Raw genomic sequence first — 14,852 nt, 5'->3', positions numbered from 1 at the left:
TCAGAGCGTGCAGGAAACGCAGCCCTGCACCTCCGTGCCCTCGAGCGCCATCTGGCGCAGTCGGATGTAGTAGATGGTCTTGATGCCCTTCTTCCACGCGTAGATCTGGGCGCGGTTGATATCGCGGGTCGTGGCGGTGTCGCGGAAGAACAGCGTCAGAGACAGGCCCTGGTCGACATGCTGGGTCGCCGCCGCGTAGGTGTCGATGATCTTCTCGGGCCCGATCTCATAGGCATCCTGGTAGTATTCCAGGTTGTCGTTGGTCATGAAGGACGCGGGATAGTAGACGCGGCCGATCTTACCTTCCTTGCGGATCTCGATCTTGGAGACGATCGGGTGGATCGAGGAGGTCGAGTGGTTGATGTAGGAGATCGAGCCGGTCGGCGGCACGGCCTGGAGGTTCTGGTTGTAGAGGCCGGTCTTCATCACCCTGGCCTTGAGTTCGCGCCAGTCCTCCTGGGTCGGAATGTGGATGCCGGCCTTCTCGAACAGCGCCTCGACCTTTTCGGTGGCGGGCTTCCATTCCTGCTCGGTATATTTGTCGAAGTAAGCGCCGCTCGCATATTTCGAGTTCTCGAAGCCCTTGAAGCTCCGGCCGCGCTCGGCGGCGATGAGGTTCGAGGTGCGGACGGCGTGGTAAGCCACGGTGTAGAAATAGATATTAGTGAAGTCGACGCCTTCCTCGGACCCGTAGAAGATGCGCTCGCGGGCCAGGTAGCCGTGCAGATTCATCTGCCCGAGTCCGATGGCGTGGCTATCGGCATTGCCCTTGGCCACCGAGGGGACGGAGGCGATGTCGCTCATCTCCGACACGGCGGTCAGCGCGCGGATCGAGGTCTCGATGGTCCTGCCGAAATCGACCGAATCCATCGCCGCGGCGATGTTGAGCGAACCCAGGTTGCACGAGATATCCTTGCCCATGTGGCTATAGGAAAGGTCGTCGTTGAAAACGCTGGGCTCGCTGACCTGCAGGATTTCCGAGCAGAGATTGCTCATGGTCACGCGGCCGGCAATCGGGTTGGCCCGGTTCACCGTGTCCTCGAACATGATGTAGGGATAGCCGCTCTCGAACTGGATCTCGGCGATGACCTGGAAGAATTCGCGCGCCTTGATCTTCTTCTTGCGGATGCGGCTGTCGGCCACCATCTCGCGGTACTTTTCGCTCACCGAGATTTCGGTGAAGGGCACGCCGTAGACCCGCTCCACGTCGTAGGGCGAGAACAGGTACATGTCCTCGTTGTTCCTGGCCAGTTCGAACGTGATGTCGGGGATCACCACGCCCAGCGACAGCGTCTTGATGCGGATCTTCTCGTCGGCATTTTCGCGCTTGGTGTCGAGGAAGCGCATGATGTCGGGGTGGTGGGCGTGCAGGTAAACCGCTCCCGCGCCCTGCCGCGCCCCCAGCTGGTTGGCATAGGAGAACGAATCCTCCAGGAGCTTCATCACCGGCAGCACGCCCGAGGACTGGTTCTCGATCTGCTTGATGGGTGCGCCCATCTCGCGGATGTTGGTGAGGCTGAGAGCCACGCCGCCGCCGCGCTTGGAGAGCTGGAGCGCCGAGTTGATGGCGCGCCCGATGCTCTCCATGTTGTCTTCCACGCGCAGCAGGAAGCACGAGACGAGTTCACCGCGCTGTTTCTTGCCGGCATTGAGGAAGGTCGGGGTGGCCGGCTGGAAGCGCCCGGAAATGATCTCGTCCACGAGGTTGCGTGCGAGCTGTTCGTCGCCGCGCGCCAGCGTCAGGGCGACCATGCAGACCCGGTCCTCGTAGCGCTCGAGGTAGCGCTTGCCGTCGAAGGTCTTGAGCGTATAGCTCGTATAGTACTTGAACGCGCCCAGGAACGTGGGAAAGCGGAACTTCTTGCCATAGGCGTGGTCGACCAGGTCGCGGACGAAGTTGAACGCGTACTGGTCGAGCACTTCCTGCTCGTAATAGCCCTCGGTCACGAGGTAATCGAGCTTCTCGCGCAGGTTATGGAAGAAGACCGTGTTCTGGTTCACGTGCTGCAGGAAATACTGCCGTGCCGCCAGGCGGTCCTTGTCGAACTGGATGCGGCCCTCGCTGTCGTAGAGGTTCAGCATCGCGTTGAGCGCGTGGAAATCCAGCGTCTGGTCCGGGGCCTTTGCGGGGCGTTCTAGTGTGAGCATGTCCAAAACCGTACGAGTCCTTGTCTGACATTTTCGACGTCCTCCGCGGTCCCGAGAAGTTCGAACCGGTAGAGGAGGGGCACGGCGCATTTGCGCGAGACGATATCGCCCGCGATCGCGTAGGCCGGCCCGAAATTGGTGTTGCCCGCGGCGATCACGCCGCGGATCAGGCTGCGGTTGGCAGGATTGTTGAGGAACTGGATAACCGGCTTGGGAACCGCGCCCTTGCCCCCTCCGCCGCCATAGGTGGGGAGGACCAGCACATAGGGTGCTTCGATGACGGGGGGCTCCCCGCCGGCCTCGACCGGCAGGCGCAGGCTTTCAAAGCCCAGCTTCCGGACGAAGCGGTGCGTGTTTTCCGAGCTGCTCGAATAGTAGACGATGTTGCCCATGGCCGCATGGCGTCCGCGTCGGTCCGGGCGTCAGGAGAGGGCGCCGATCATGTCGGGACGGAAGCCGGCCCAATGCTGCTCGCCGGCGACGACGACCGGGATCTGGCGGTAGCCCATGCCCTGGACGCGCGCATAGGCTTCGGCGTCTTCTGAGATGTCGACGAGCGTATAGTCGATACCCTTGCGGTCGAGCGCGCGGGTAGTGGCGGTGCATTGAACGCAGGCGGGCTTGCTGTAAACGGTGATGGTCATCTGATCCCTCGCATCTGTTAGCTGGGCAGGGATAGAGGACGGCGGCCGAATGGAAGACCCATGCGCACCCGCTCGCCTCCGGCACCCCGCCGGTGGACGTAACTTGTTCGAGGCAGGTCTCCTGGCTCGCGGGTCAGCGTCTTCTGTTCCGCCTTCCCGAACCGGTGGGTCCAGTGGCCGAAAACGAACAGATACTCGCCGCTTACAGTTGCGGGGGCAGCCTCGGCATTGCTCCCATAGGGAGCGCACCGAGTTCCCGTCTTAGCTCCCGGCTTTGGTAACCGGAAGAACCTAGAACGCTACATATAGTATGCGCATCTTCTTTGGCGTCAATGGATATGGGGTAGGTGAGGGGCGATGAATCGGGTTGAAACTTCCCCGCGATGGTGCGTGGGAATCACGAGGGCGGGAAACGGCCTCCGGTCTCGTCCGGAAGTCTGGCGCGCAGCGGCCGAAGGCATCGGCCTTCACAGCCGCCGCTGCACGTGGAGGGCCGCTGCGTGCGTTCAGCCGCAGGTCGCCCGAGCCAGGTTTCCGGCTTCGTCGACTTCCAGGTTGAGTCGGTCCTCGCTGAAGTCCTGGGTGACCATGTCGCCCGGCATGATGACGCGCACCACGCCTTTGGACTGCACCGGCGCGCCGCCGACCGTCACGTCTTCGGCCGTCGTGCCGACCACCGCCTTGCCGATGCTCGCCTCGAGCGCTGCCGCCCCGCAATCGGGCGTGGCCGGTTCGGTCGCCGGCCCGTCTGCCCGGGCAGGGGCGGTGCAGGCGATGATGGTCGCCAGAATGGCAATTCCCGCAGGCAAGCTCTTGAACATCGGCATATCTCCTCGTTCGGGCAGCGCGACCACAACGGTTCTCTGCGACAACAAGAAGAACACCTTTCCGTGCCGCGCGTCGAGCCGCCCGAAAGACAACAAGGCGGCGAGGGCAGGAGCCGGTAGAAAGGCATCCTTACTTCCCGTCATTTGTTAAGTCTCTCGATCATCGCCCCTCGCGATGCCAGGACAGGAGATTGAACATGGCTGGTCAGCAACGCGGCTCGGACGAACCCACAGGGACGATGCCATGACGTCCCGCTGGCTTTGGCTTACCATCCAGGTCACACGCCGCATCTGGTTTCGCGCCAGCATTTTTTCGGTCGTTGCGGTTCTGGTCGCGCTCCTGGGTATCGCACTGGACCCGTACATTCCGAGCGACCTGCCGGCCAAGGTGGGTGCCAATGCGGTCGACCATATCCTGAGCATCATCGCCTCGAGCATGCTGACCGTTACGACCTTTTCGCTCAGCATCATGGTCTCGGCCTATTCGGCGGCCACGACCAATGTCACGCCCCGTGCCACGAAGCTGGTTATCGAGGACTCGACCACCAAGAACGTGCTGTCCACGTTCGTCGGCTCCTTCCTGTTCAGTCTGGTCGGCATAATCGTATTGAGCACCGGAGCCTATGGAGCCCAGGGCAGGGTCGTCCTGTTCGCCGCAACGATCATCGTCATTATCCTGATCGTGGTCACCTTGTTGCGCTGGATTGACCACCTGGCCCGGCTCGGCCGGGTTACCGAAACGACCGACAGCGTTGAGCAAGCGGCGGCCAAGGCCATGCGGGCCCGACATCAAAATCCATATATGGGTGGGCGACCCTTTGACGATCCGGCGGGCCTGCCGCCAGACGCTCGCGCCGTGCCGAGCAGCAAGATCGGATACGTGCAGCACGTTGATATCGGAGCGCTTGCCGAGCTCATTCCCGATGAAGGTGGCGCCATCTATCTCAACGCGATTCCGGGCAAGTTCGTCGATCCTACGCAGACGCTGGCCTGGACCTCCCGCGTCGAGGGCGAAGCGGTCGAGAAGGCCGTTCGCGACTGCTTTTCCATCGCCGATACGCGCTCGTTCGACCAGGACCCGCGGTTTGGCGCATCGGTCCTCGCCGAAATCGCGTCACGCGCCCTGTCGCCCGGCATCAACGACCCCGGGACGGCGATCGACGTCATCGGGCGAGCGGTTCGCATATTGTCCATCTGGTCTGAGCCGGACGAGTTTGACGAGGCCGACTACCCAGAGGTCTACGTGCCACCCTTGGCGCTGGCCGACCTGTTTGACGACCTCTTCATGCCCATCGCCCGGGACGGCGCGCCCGTAGTCGAGATCGGGCTCCGCCTGCAAAAGGCCTTCCTGACGCTTTCCCGGCTCGGAGAAGGCCGGCTCCGCCCCCAAGCCCTCCGGCATGCCGCCGAAGCACTCGAGCGTTCAGAATCGGCCTTGCCGATAGAAGCCGACAAGGTGCGCGTGCGCCAGGCCGCCCAGATGGTGCTGCAGACCGGGCACTAGTCGACCGAGGCGCTTGACCAGAGCCAGACAAAACAGCAAGGCGCCCGGCTTTTCAGCCGAGCGCCCAAACATGACTTATTAGCTTTGGTTGTTGTTCCCCAACTACCCTCAGCTGCAACCCGTGGTCGTGCCGCAGGTGTCGCACTTCAGGCACGTGCCGTTACGCACCATGGTGAAGTTGTGGCACTCGGTGCACTGGTCGCCGGTGTAGCCCTTCATCTGGGCCTCGGCCCGGAGCAGGCCCGCGTCCTTGCTGGGCGGGGGGCTCGGGATGGGGCTCAGCTCGGCGGCCGGGAAGGCCGCAGGGGCGAGGGCGGGCTCGGCCTTGAGGGCCGTGGCCGTGCGCAGCGCGGTGACCGTGGAGGTCTGCATGGCCGGAGCCGCCGTTGCCGAAACCTGGGCCGTGGGCACCAGCATCAGCGAGGAGTTGGCCACGCGGCCGCGGGTCATGCCGCGGGATACAAAGCGCTCGGCGGGCACCGGGGCAGGCGCGGCCGTGTTGCCACGGGCGCTCTTTTCCTCGGCTACGCCCTTGCCGAGCGAGGTCGGGCCCTCGGGGTTAACGTGGGCCAGGTCGTCGCGGTCGAGATAGGAGACGGCGAGTTCGCGGAACACGTAATCCAGGATCGAGGTGGCGTTCTTGATGCGGTCGTTGCCCATGACCATGCCGGCGGGCTCGAACCGGGTGAAGGTGAAGGCTTCCACGTATTCGTCCAGCGGCACGCCGTACTGGAGGCCGAGAGAGATGGCGATGGCGAAGTTGTTCATCATCGCACGGAAGGCGGCGCCTTCCTTGTGCATGTCGATGAAGATCTCGCCCAGGCGCCCGTCGTCGTATTCGCCGGTACGGACATAGACCTTGTGGCCGCCCACGACTGCCTTCTGGGTGTAACCCTTGCGGCGGTCGGGCATCTTCTCGCGCTCGCGCACGGTGCGCTCGATGATGCGCTCGACGATCTTTTCGGCAACCACCGGCACGCGGGCCGCCGCGTTCTGGGCCACCAGGGCCTCGACCGCATCGTCCTCTTCCTCGTCGTCATCGGCGAGGAGGGCGGCGTTGAGCGGCTGGCTGAGCTTGGAGCCGTCGCGATAGAGCGCGTTGGCCTTGAGCGCCAGGCGCCAGGAGAGCATGTAGGCTTCCTTGCAGTCCTCGACGGTGGCGTCGTTGGGCATGTTGATGGTCTTGGAGATTGCGCCCGAGATGAAGGGCTGCGCGGCAGCCATCATCAGGATGTGGCTCTCGATCGAGAGGTAGCGCTTGCCGATCTTGCCGCAGGGGCTGGCGCAATCGAACACCGGCAGGTGCTCGGCCTTGAGGTGCGGAGCGCCTTCCAGGGTCATCGCGCCGCAGACGTGCAGGTTCGCCGCCTCGATGTCCTTCTTGGAGAAGCCAAGCGCCGGCAGCAGTTCGAAGGTGAAGTCGTTGAGCTGCTCGTCGGTGATGCCGAGTGACTTGAGGAAGTCCTCGCCCAGCGTCCACTTGTTGAAGGCGAACTTGACGTCGAAGGCCGAGGCCAGGGCTTTGTTCAGCGCTTCGATCTTGGCGTCGTCAAAGCCCTTGGCGCGCAGGGTGCCGGGGTTGATGCCCGGGGCCTGGTTGATGTTGCCATGGCCGACGGCATAGGCCTCGATCTCGGCGATCTGGCTTTCCGAGTAGCCGAGCGTGCGCAGGGCCGGGGGCACGGCGCGGTTGATGATCTTGAAGTAGCCGCCGCCGGCGAGCTTCTTGAACTTGACCAGCGCGAAGTCGGGCTCGATGCCGGTGGTGTCGCAATCCATGACCAGGCCGATGGTGCCGGTCGGGGCGATCACCGAAACCTGGGCATTGCGGTAGCCGTGCTTCTCGCCGAGGGCGAGAGCGTTGTCCCAAGCCACCTTGGCGCGCTCGGTGAGTTCGGCATAGGGCACGTTGGCGACGTCGAGCGGCACCGGGTTGATCGAGAGCTTCTCGTAGCCATCGGCATTGCCGAGGGCCGCGTTGCGGTGGTTGCGGATGACGCGCAGCATGTGCTTGGCGTTGCGCTTGTAGTCGTCGAACGCGCCCAGTTCCTTGGCCATTTCGGCCGAGGTGGCATAGGCGACGCCGGTCATGATGGCGGTGAGGGCGCCGGCATAGGCGCGGCCTTCCACCGAGTCATAGGGAATGCCGGAGGTCATCAGCAGGCCGCCGATATTGGCGTAGCCCAGGCCCAGCGTACGGTACTTGAAGGAGCGCTCGGCAATGGCCTTGGACGGGAACTGGGCCATCATCACCGAGACTTCGAGCACGATCGTCCACAGGCGAATGGTGTGCTCGTAGGCGGCCACGTCGAACGAGCCGTCTGCCTTGCGGTAGGGCAGCAGGTTGATCGAGGCGAGGTTACAGGCCGTGTCGTCCAGGAACATATATTCCGAGCACGGATTGGACGCGATGATCGGGCCGGCCTCGGGGCTGGTGTGCCAATCGTTGATGGTGGTGTGGTACTGGATGCCCGGATCGGCCGAGGCCCAGGCGGCGTAGCCGATGGATTCCCACAGGTCCCGGGCTTTGAGGGTCTTGGTGACCTTGCCGGTGATGCGGCCCATCAGGTTCCAGTCGCCATCGGTCTCGACGGCCTTGAGGTAGTCGTCGGTGACGCGGACGGAATTGTTCGAGTTCTGGCCGGAAACGGTCAGGTACGCCTCGCTGTCCCAATCGGTGTCGTAGATCGGGAATTCGATGTCCGTATAGCCCTGCTTGGCGAACTGGATGACGCGGTAGATGTAGTTCTCCGGCACCAGGGCCTTCTTGGCGGCGCGCACTTCGCGCTTCAACGCCGGGTTCTTGGTCACGTCAAAGCAATCGTCGCCCGCGCCGTCGCAGTTGACGGCGGCCTTGAGGATCGCCTTGAGGTGCCTGGAGACGACCTTGGAGCCGGTGACGAGAGCGGCAACCTTCTGCTCTTCCTTCACCTTCCAGTTGATGTAGGTCTCGATATCGGGGTGGTCGATGTCGACCACGACCATCTTGGCGGCGCGGCGGGTGGTGCCGCCCGACTTGATGGCGCCTGCAGCGCGGTCGCCGATCTTGAGGAAGCTCATCAGGCCCGAGGACTTGCCGCCGCCCGAGAGCTTTTCGCCTTCGCCACGCAGACGCGAGAAGTTGGAGCCGGTGCCCGAGCCGTACTTGAAGAGGCGCGCCTCGCGGACCCAGAGGTCCATGATGCCGCCTTCGTTGACCAGGTCGTCATCGACGGACTGGATGAAGCAGGCATGGGGCTGCGGGTGCTCGTAGGCGGATTTGGACTGCACGAGCTTGTGGGTGAAGGGGTCGACATAGAAGTGGCCCTGGCCGGGGCCGTCGATGCCATAGGCCCAATGCAGGCCGGTGTTGAACCATTGCGGGGAGTTCGGCGCCACCTTCTGGGTCGCCAGCATGTAGCGCAGCTCGTCGAAGAACGCCTGGGCGTCTTCCTCGGTTTCGAAATACTTGCCCTTCCAGCCCCAGTAGGTCCAGGTGCCGGCAAGGCGATCGAAGACCTGGCGGCTGTCGAGCTCGGAGCCATAGCGCTCCTTTTCGGGCAGGGCGGCGAGGGCGGCTTCGTCGGGGATCGAGCGCCAGAGCCAGGAGGGAACCGCGTTCTCCTCGACCTTCTTCAGGACCTTGGCGACGCCGGCCTTGCGGAAATACTTCTGGGCGATGATGTCGGACGCGACCTGGCTCCAGGCCGCGGGAATGGCGATGTTCTCGAGCTTGAAGACGACAGAGCCATCGGGATTGCGGATCTCGCTGGTCGCGTTCCGGAACTCGATACCCTCGTAGGCCGACTGGTTGGCCTTGGTAAACCGACGTTCAATGCGCATAAAAATCCCCGTAGTAACCGGACACGACTGTCCGTAAGCCTGCCAACGGCTTCAAACCCAAACCTGTTTTGACGCGTCCAACCGCGATCCGCCGCAACGGGTCGCCAAAACCTTGCCCCGTGCCCGCAATGTGAACCGATCGCGATGCCGGTCCTTGATTTCGGGCGGTTGCCGGCGGGCCGTTCAATTCCGTCCGCTCAGCCTTAAAAAACTGCGCCGATTCAAAATCCGCGTCAACTGCGTTTGGTCGCATCTTTGTCTACACCTTGTGCTGGTTTGCCTGTGTAGCGCTAAATCTAGTATATAATATGTGAACAGCGGGGATAAGTCTCAAGGGCGCGAGCGCATCGTGATCGGGCTCATCCGAGGCCTCGTTTGCGCTGTTCATATTTGCGAGCCCGTGGCCGAAACGGCGGCTAAGTGGGCCTTTTGCCTGACTCTTTTCAGCCACAATTGCGTATGGAGAAAGCCGGGTTCACCCCTGGCGGCGCGGGGCGGGGAATCGCTCGGGGCTGTCAAGGCGATTATTTTAGGGGCTCTGCCAACAGGCAGGCACTAGATGTGGTGTTCGACGGTGGGGCCAACCCTGCGCGAATTTGAGCAAGCCGGGCCTAGGCGAGGGGGGAGCACCGTGCTAATGCAGGGCGACTTCACGAACGGGTTCGGGCATGAAAGCGCTTCTCTCGGAAATCTTCGTCTGGTGGCAGGGACAAACCTGGGGCACGCGCCTGTATTTGAAGCGGTTCTTCAAATACGTGGGCAGCGATGAGTTCGGGAATCGCTACTACGAGGACAAGAAGCGCGACCGCCGCTGGGTGACCTATAACGGGTATGCCGACGCCTCTTCGATTCCGCCCGGCTGGCATGGCTGGATGCATCACCGCACCGATACGCCGCCGAGCGCCGAGCACTACAACGCTCGCCCCTGGGAAAAGCCGGCCCAGCCGAACCTCACCGGCACCGCGGCAGCCTATCGCCCCGATGGGAGCCTGCTCAACAAGGGTGAACGCCCGCGTGTTACGGGCGACTACGACGCCTGGTCGCCCGAATAAGTCCACGCCCAGGCTGATCATGAAGCGCTTTGCGGCAGCGCTGGCCATGCTCGCGGCTTTGTCCGCGGCGCCTGCGCTGGCAGCGACCATTTCAAACCCGGTGGCGACCTTTACCGGGCTCGACAAGATCACGGCGCGGATCACCACTTTCGACGTCTACATGAACGAGACCGTGCAGTTCGGCGCGCTGCAGGTGACGCCGCGCGTCTGCTACACGAGGCCCTCGACCGAGATCCAGCGGACATCGGTGTTCGTCGAAGTTGACCAGGTGAGCCTGCAGGGCACGGTCAAGCGCATCTTCACCGGCTGGATGTTTGCCGATGCGCCCGCGCTCAACGCGGTGGATCATCCCGTCTATGACGTGTGGCTGAGCGACTGCAAGCAGAGCTCGGACGTGCCGCCGCCCAAGCCCTAGGGCTGTTTGGCCGCCTTGCGCGCGGCGCGGACGCGCCGCCAGACGGACCACTTTCGCCGGCCGTTGACCACGGCGCTCCCCACGGGGCCCTGTAGCGGGGGTACATCCACCGCCAACAGCAGCAGGCCGAACGGCAGCATCCAGATGCCGAGAACGGGCAGGAAGCTGAAGACCCCGCCCAGCACCATCAGCACGCCCACCGGAATGCGCGCCGCGCGCGCCTTGGGCTGGCGAATCCAGCCGACCGGCCGGCCTACGCCCGATGGCAGCTTGCGCTCGAGTTCGTCGAACAAGCGCTGGATGCGGATATACTTCTTGTCGGGCAACGGCCCCTCCCTTTGTGCGCACTGGATATGGGAAATCGCGGCCCGAAATCCAAGAGGAGGTATGGCTTGACGCCACCGGGTCCCCAGCTGTATTTAACTGATGAGTTATTTAACCGAATGGTGCAATAACGATGCACGAAGAACAGCTCAATCTGGCCTTTTCGGCTCTGGCCGATCCGACGCGACGCGCCATCCTGGCGCGACTGACCCACGGGCAGGCGAGCGTGCTCGAACTGGCCGAGCCCTTCCAGATGACGCTGCCAGCGGTTTCCAAGCACCTCAAGGTCTTGGAGCGGGCAGGGCTCATTACCCGCGGCCGCGAGGCGCAATGGCGCCCATGCCGGCTCGCACCCGAACCCATCAAGGCCATCGCGGGCTGGATCGAGCCCTACCGGAAGTACTGGGAAGGCAGCTTCGACAGGCTGGACGACTATCTGGCAGAGATACAGGAGGGAAAATCCGATGACGGCATCAACTGAGGCGGCGCAAGCCGTAAATGACGATCTGGTCCTGTAGATCACGCGCGTCTTCGCGGCTCCGCGCGAGCTGCTGTTCAAGGTCTGGTCGCGGCCCGAGCATACTGTGCGCTGGTGGGGCCTGAGGGGTTTCGGCTCTCCCATTGCCAGATGGATTTTCGTGTCGGCGGCAACTGGCGGTTCTGCATGTCGCGGCCGGGCCGTGACCACTGGATCCACGGCACCTACCAGGAGATTGCGCCGCCGGAGCGCCTGAGCTTCACCTATATCAACGATGCCGACGGCCATAGCATGCTGGTCGAAATCGAGTTCATCGGTCTTGGCGAGGAGACCGAGATGCGATTCAGGCAGAGCGAGTTCCTGAACGTCGCCGAGCGCGACGGCCACCGCTTCGGCTGGAGTTCGACGTTCGAAATGCTCGATACCTATCTTGCCACGCCCCAGGCGCAACAGTGAGGATACTGAGCATGCTCAGCGAACCGAAGATCATCGAACGCCCGCCACAACCCTATCTCGCCATTCGCGAGACGGTGACCATGCCTTTCGGCCAGGTCGTCGACCGGGTCTACCCTGAGTTCTTCGCCTGGTTGGCCCGCCACGGCGTCGCGCCCGCCGATGCGCCGATTATCAAGTACAATCTCATCGACATGGACGGCGAACTCGAGCTCGAGTTCGGCGCCCCGGTGGCGAGCGCGGTGGAGGGCGATGGCCGGGTGATCGCGGGGGTGCTGCCGGGTGGCCGTTTCGGCTCCATCACCTGGCAGGGTGGCTATGACAAGCTGATCGACGCCAACGGGGCACTCATCGATTGGGCGCGCCGGGAGGGCATCCGGTGGGACATGGAGGAAACCCCAAAGGGCGATCGCTTCGGATGCCGGCTCGAAATCTATCGCACCGATCCGGGCCAGGAGCCCGATTCGAGCAAATGGCTTACCGACGTGGTGATCCGCATCGCGGATTAATCGAGGGGGCGCCGGTCCCAGGCGTAGAAATCCCCGGCGTGGGAGAGGGCATCGGCCAGGCGTAGTTCGTAGATTTCGCGCGGGATCTCGATGCCCCCAAGCGACTTCAGGTGGGCGGTGAGGAACTGGGTGTCCAGTAGCCGGAAGCCTCCCGCGGTGAGGCGTTCGACCAGGTGCGCCAGCGCGATCTTGCTTGCGTCGGTTCGGCGATGGAACATCGATTCCCCGAAGAAGGCGGAGCCGAGCGCCAGCCCGTAGAGCCCGCCCACCAGTTCCTTGCCGTCCCAGACTTCCACGGTGTGGACCAGCCCGCGGCGGTAGAGTTCGCCATAAAGGCGCCGGATGGTGGAATTGATCCAGGTGGTCTCGCGCTCGGGCGCCGGCTCGGCGCAGCCGTCGAACACCGCTTCGAGGTCCGTATCGACCTTCACCTGAAACGGGTGCTTTTTCAGCGTCTTGCGCAGGCTTGTTGAGATCTTGAATCCGTCGAGCGGGATAATGCCACGCATCTCGGGCGAGACCCAGAAGAGGTCCGGGTCGTCCGCATCCTCGGCCATGGGAAAGATGCCGGCCTGATAGGCCCGGACGATCAGTTCGGGGGTCAGCTCGATATCGAAGGGGTCGGGTTTCTTGGACATGGTCGACTCGCGCCCTTGCAGTCTAGCAGAACTGGTCGCCATGCCCATCGCGTGCGCGCCTTCGTGATGGGCGCGCGAGGGGCCTCAAACGACTTCCCCGGCAGCGCGGCCGGGGAAGAAGAGACGTTGGGCAATGGAAGCGGACTTCGTCCGGCTCACTTCTTGCCGAGATAGTTTTCCAGCCAGTGGATGTCGTAGTTGCCCGCGATGATATCGGGTTCGCGGATCAGGCGCTGGAAGAGCGGCAGCGTGGTCTTGACGCCGTCCACCACGAACTCGTCGATCGAGCGGCTCAGGCGCTGCAGGCATTCGTGGCGCGTGCGGCCATAGACGATGAGCTTGCCGATCAGGCTGTCGTAGTAGGGCGGGATCGAATAGCCCTGATAGACGGCCGAATCCACGCGCACGCCGACGCCGCCGGCAGGGTGGTAGAAGCTGATCTTGCCGGGCGAAGGCGTGAAGGTCTGCGGGTCTTCCGCATTGATGCGCACTTCGATGGCGTGGCCGTAGAACTGGATGTCCTTCTGCTTGAGCGAGAGCTTCTCGCCCGACGCGACGCGGATCTGTTCATAGACGATGTCGATGCCGGTGATGCGTTCGGTCACCGGGTGCTCCACCTGCAGGCGCGTGTTCATTTCGATGAAATAGAACTCGCCGTTCTCGTAGAGGAACTCGATGGTGCCGGCGCCCGAGTACTTGAGCTTGCGCATTGCGGCGGCGCAGATCTCGCCGATTTCCTCGCGCTTCTCGGGCGGAACGGTGGGGGCGCTGGCTTCTTCCCAGACCTTCTGGTGGCGGCGCTGCAGCGAGCAGTCGCGCGTGCCCAGGTGCACCGCGTTGCCCTGGCCGTCGCCCATCACCTGCACTTCGATGTGGCGGGGCTTGCCCAGGTACTTTTCGATGTAGACCGAGTCGTTGCCGAAGGCGGCCTTGGCTTCCGAGCGGGCGGTCGAGAGGGCTATGCCGATATCGAGTTCGGTATGGGCAACCTTCATGCCGCGTCCGCCGCCGCCGGCGGTGGCCTTGATCAGGACCGGGTAGCCGATCTTGGTGGCGAGAGCCTTGGCCTCGGCCTCGGTCTTGATCTCGCCGTCCGAGCCGGGGACCACCGGGATGCCCAGTTCGACCGCCGTCTTCTTGGCGGTGATCTTGTCGCCCATGATCTCGATATGGTGCGCCGAGGGGCCGATGAAGGTGATCTTGTGCTCGTTGAGAATCTGGGCGAAGCGCGCGTTCTCGGAGAGGAAGCCGTAGCCCGGATGCACGGCGTCTGCGCCGGTGATCTCGCAGGCGGCCATGATCTGGGGGATGTTCAGGTAGCTGTCGCGGGCCGGGGGCGGGCCGATGCAGACGCTTTCGTCGGCCAGGCGCACATGCATGGCATTGGCGTCGGCGGTCGAGTGAACCGCAACAGTCTGGATGCCCAGTTCCTTGCAGGCGCGCAGGATGCGCAGGGCGATTTCGCCGCGATTGGCAATCAGGACCTTGGAGAACATTGCGTCTAGCCCCTCCGCCTTATTCGATAACGATCAGCGGCTGGCCATATTCGACAGGCTGGGCGTCTTCGACCAAGATGCGCGTCACGGTGCCGGAGCGGTGCGCCGGGATCTGGTTCATGGTCTTCATCGCTTCGATGATGACCACCGTCTGGCCCTCGGTCACGCGCGCGCCGACTTCCACGAAGGGTGCTGCGCTGGGCTCGGGGGCACGGTAGGCGGTGCCGACCATCGGGGAGGTGAGGGTGCCCGGGTTGGAGGCGAGGTCCTCGACCACGGCGGCTGCCGAGGCTGCGGGGACCGAGCCTGCGGGCACGGCTGCCTGCGGCGCCGGAGCGGCGGCGGGGGCCTGGGCGTAGGCGGGCGCGGCGACCTGCACCACTTCCTTGGCGAAGGAGCGCGTCACGCGGACGCGGAAATCGTCCTGCTCGATCTCGATCTCGGCGAGATTTTCCTTGTTGAGCAGTTCGGCAATGGCGCGGATCAGATCCTGGTCCACCTGGGATGCCTTGGTCATGTTATTGTTCTCCTTCGGCAACGCG

Annotated in this window: 15 protein-coding genes and 1 riboswitch; of the genes, 6 read left to right on the top strand and 9 right to left on the bottom strand. The window is 63.6% G+C overall.

Annotated elements, in window-relative coordinates:
* From nrdE to FNA67_RS12025, 4 genes are all read right to left on the bottom strand, one after another.
* Nucleotides 1-2,148, bottom strand: a complete 2,148-nt coding sequence (nrdE, locus tag FNA67_RS12040; protein WP_174851679.1) for a class 1b ribonucleoside-diphosphate reductase subunit alpha — start codon at nt 2,146-2,148, stop codon at nt 1-3.
* Complete coding sequence (nrdI, locus tag FNA67_RS12035) at nt 2,136-2,540, bottom strand: class Ib ribonucleoside-diphosphate reductase assembly flavoprotein NrdI (protein WP_147656181.1); 405 nt, start codon at nt 2,538-2,540, stop codon at nt 2,136-2,138. Before nrdI ends, nrdE begins: the two co-directional genes overlap by 13 nt.
* Nucleotides 2,541-2,570: 30 nt before the next feature.
* Complete coding sequence (nrdH, locus tag FNA67_RS12030) at nt 2,571-2,792, bottom strand: glutaredoxin-like protein NrdH (protein WP_147656180.1); 222 nt, start codon at nt 2,790-2,792, stop codon at nt 2,571-2,573.
* A gap of 94 nt (nt 2,793-2,886) precedes the next feature.
* Nucleotides 2,887-3,102: riboswitch (cobalamin riboswitch) on the bottom strand.
* A 196-nt stretch (nt 3,103-3,298) separates the two neighbouring features.
* Nucleotides 3,299-3,613: an I78 family peptidase inhibitor gene (locus FNA67_RS12025; RefSeq protein WP_049705401.1), complete on the bottom strand. Its 315-nt coding sequence runs from the start codon at nt 3,611-3,613 to the stop codon at nt 3,299-3,301.
* A 250-nt stretch (nt 3,614-3,863) separates the two neighbouring features.
* On the opposite strand from FNA67_RS12025, the gene FNA67_RS12020 reads away from it, so the two are divergent.
* Nucleotides 3,864-5,123 carry a DUF2254 domain-containing protein gene (locus FNA67_RS12020; RefSeq protein ID WP_147656178.1) on the top strand — a complete coding sequence of 420 codons (1,260 nt, stop codon included), beginning with the start codon at nt 3,864-3,866 and terminating at the stop codon, nt 5,121-5,123.
* Nucleotides 5,124-5,231: 108 nt separating this feature from the next.
* Here the strand turns inward: FNA67_RS12020 and FNA67_RS12015 are convergent, their stop codons facing one another.
* Nucleotides 5,232-8,945, bottom strand: coding sequence for a vitamin B12-dependent ribonucleotide reductase (locus FNA67_RS12015; protein WP_147656177.1), 3,714 nt, complete (start codon nt 8,943-8,945; stop codon nt 5,232-5,234).
* Nucleotides 8,946-9,613: 668 nt separating this feature from the next.
* Here FNA67_RS12015 and FNA67_RS12010 point away from each other — a divergent pair.
* Both FNA67_RS12010 and FNA67_RS12005 read left to right on the top strand, forming a co-directional pair.
* The gene (locus FNA67_RS12010) at nt 9,614-9,997 is read left to right on the top strand and encodes an NADH:ubiquinone oxidoreductase subunit NDUFA12 (protein WP_049705397.1); all 384 of its coding nucleotides are present in this window, start codon (nt 9,614-9,616) and stop codon (nt 9,995-9,997) included.
* Between the two features lie 19 nt (nt 9,998-10,016).
* Entirely contained in the window at nt 10,017-10,412 is a 396-nt protein-coding gene (locus FNA67_RS12005) for a DUF2155 domain-containing protein (RefSeq protein WP_049705396.1), read from the top strand.
* Here FNA67_RS12005 and FNA67_RS12000 read toward each other — a convergent pair.
* On the bottom strand, nt 10,409-10,738 hold the full coding sequence (locus FNA67_RS12000) for a hypothetical protein (protein WP_049705395.1): 330 nt from the start codon (nt 10,736-10,738) through the stop codon (nt 10,409-10,411). The two genes, FNA67_RS12005 and FNA67_RS12000, sit on opposite strands and share 4 nt — an antisense overlap.
* A gap of 131 nt (nt 10,739-10,869) precedes the next feature.
* Between FNA67_RS12000 and FNA67_RS11995 the strand changes: the two genes are divergently transcribed.
* The 3 genes from FNA67_RS11995 to FNA67_RS11985 all read left to right on the top strand — a co-directional run bounded on the left by FNA67_RS11995 (nt 10,870) and on the right by FNA67_RS11985 (nt 12,176).
* Complete coding sequence (locus tag FNA67_RS11995) at nt 10,870-11,217, top strand: ArsR/SmtB family transcription factor (RefSeq protein WP_049705394.1); 348 nt, start codon at nt 10,870-10,872, stop codon at nt 11,215-11,217.
* 111 nt (nt 11,218-11,328) lie between these two features.
* Nucleotides 11,329-11,670 (top strand): SRPBCC family protein, encoded by a 342-nt coding sequence (locus tag FNA67_RS11990; RefSeq protein WP_280176960.1) that lies wholly within the window; start codon nt 11,329-11,331, stop codon nt 11,668-11,670.
* A gap of 11 nt (nt 11,671-11,681) precedes the next feature.
* Nucleotides 11,682-12,176 (top strand): GyrI-like domain-containing protein, encoded by a 495-nt coding sequence (locus FNA67_RS11985; RefSeq protein ID WP_147656175.1) that lies wholly within the window; start codon nt 11,682-11,684, stop codon nt 12,174-12,176.
* Here FNA67_RS11985 and aat read toward each other — a convergent pair.
* The 3 genes from aat to accB all read right to left on the bottom strand — a co-directional run bounded on the left by aat (nt 12,173) and on the right by accB (nt 14,827).
* A complete protein-coding gene (gene aat, locus FNA67_RS11980; RefSeq protein WP_147656174.1) occupies nt 12,173-12,814 on the bottom strand; it encodes a leucyl/phenylalanyl-tRNA--protein transferase in 642 nt (213 codons plus the stop codon). The two genes, FNA67_RS11985 and aat, sit on opposite strands and share 4 nt — an antisense overlap.
* 155 nt (nt 12,815-12,969) lie before the next feature.
* Nucleotides 12,970-14,310 carry an acetyl-CoA carboxylase biotin carboxylase subunit gene (gene accC, locus FNA67_RS11975; RefSeq protein ID WP_049705390.1) on the bottom strand — a complete coding sequence of 447 codons (1,341 nt, stop codon included), beginning with the start codon at nt 14,308-14,310 and terminating at the stop codon, nt 12,970-12,972.
* Between the two features lie 19 nt (nt 14,311-14,329).
* The gene (gene accB, locus FNA67_RS11970; protein ID WP_049705389.1) at nt 14,330-14,827 is read right to left on the bottom strand and encodes an acetyl-CoA carboxylase biotin carboxyl carrier protein; all 498 of its coding nucleotides are present in this window, start codon (nt 14,825-14,827) and stop codon (nt 14,330-14,332) included.
* Between the last annotated feature and the right edge of the window lie 25 nt (nt 14,828-14,852).

The organism is Youhaiella tibetensis (genome assembly GCF_008000755.1).
Lineage (GTDB): Bacteria > Pseudomonadota > Alphaproteobacteria > Rhizobiales > Devosiaceae > Paradevosia > Paradevosia tibetensis.
The sequence above is the reverse complement of the archived record's forward strand: the minus strand, read 5'-3'. Positions and strand labels throughout refer to the sequence as shown.

What these genes read in the sequence shown, in the direction of transcription:
- FNA67_RS12010 (WP_049705397.1), top strand. Translation starts at nt 9,614, where the DNA reads ATGAAAGCGCTTCTCTCGGAAATCTTCGTCTGGTGGCAGGGACAAACC.
- FNA67_RS12015 (WP_147656177.1), bottom strand. Translation starts at nt 8,945, where the DNA reads ATGCGCATTGAACGTCGGTTTACCAAGGCCAACCAGTCGGCCTACGAG.
- nrdE (WP_174851679.1), bottom strand. Translation starts at nt 2,148, where the DNA reads ATGCTCACACTAGAACGCCCCGCAAAGGCCCCGGACCAGACGCTGGAT.
- FNA67_RS12020 (WP_147656178.1), top strand. Translation starts at nt 3,864, where the DNA reads ATGACGTCCCGCTGGCTTTGGCTTACCATCCAGGTCACACGCCGCATC.
- FNA67_RS12025 (WP_049705401.1), bottom strand. Translation starts at nt 3,613, where the DNA reads ATGTTCAAGAGCTTGCCTGCGGGAATTGCCATTCTGGCGACCATCATC.
- accB (WP_049705389.1), bottom strand. Translation starts at nt 14,827, where the DNA reads ATGACCAAGGCATCCCAGGTGGACCAGGATCTGATCCGCGCCATTGCC.
- accC (WP_049705390.1), bottom strand. Translation starts at nt 14,310, where the DNA reads ATGTTCTCCAAGGTCCTGATTGCCAATCGCGGCGAAATCGCCCTGCGC.
- nrdI (WP_147656181.1), bottom strand. Translation starts at nt 2,540, where the DNA reads ATGGGCAACATCGTCTACTATTCGAGCAGCTCGGAAAACACGCACCGC.
- aat (WP_147656174.1), bottom strand. Translation starts at nt 12,814, where the DNA reads ATGTCCAAGAAACCCGACCCCTTCGATATCGAGCTGACCCCCGAACTG.
- FNA67_RS11995 (WP_049705394.1), top strand. Translation starts at nt 10,870, where the DNA reads ATGCACGAAGAACAGCTCAATCTGGCCTTTTCGGCTCTGGCCGATCCG.
- nrdH (WP_147656180.1), bottom strand. Translation starts at nt 2,792, where the DNA reads ATGACCATCACCGTTTACAGCAAGCCCGCCTGCGTTCAATGCACCGCC.
- FNA67_RS11985 (WP_147656175.1), top strand. Translation starts at nt 11,682, where the DNA reads ATGCTCAGCGAACCGAAGATCATCGAACGCCCGCCACAACCCTATCTC.
- FNA67_RS12005 (WP_049705396.1), top strand. Translation starts at nt 10,017, where the DNA reads ATGAAGCGCTTTGCGGCAGCGCTGGCCATGCTCGCGGCTTTGTCCGCG.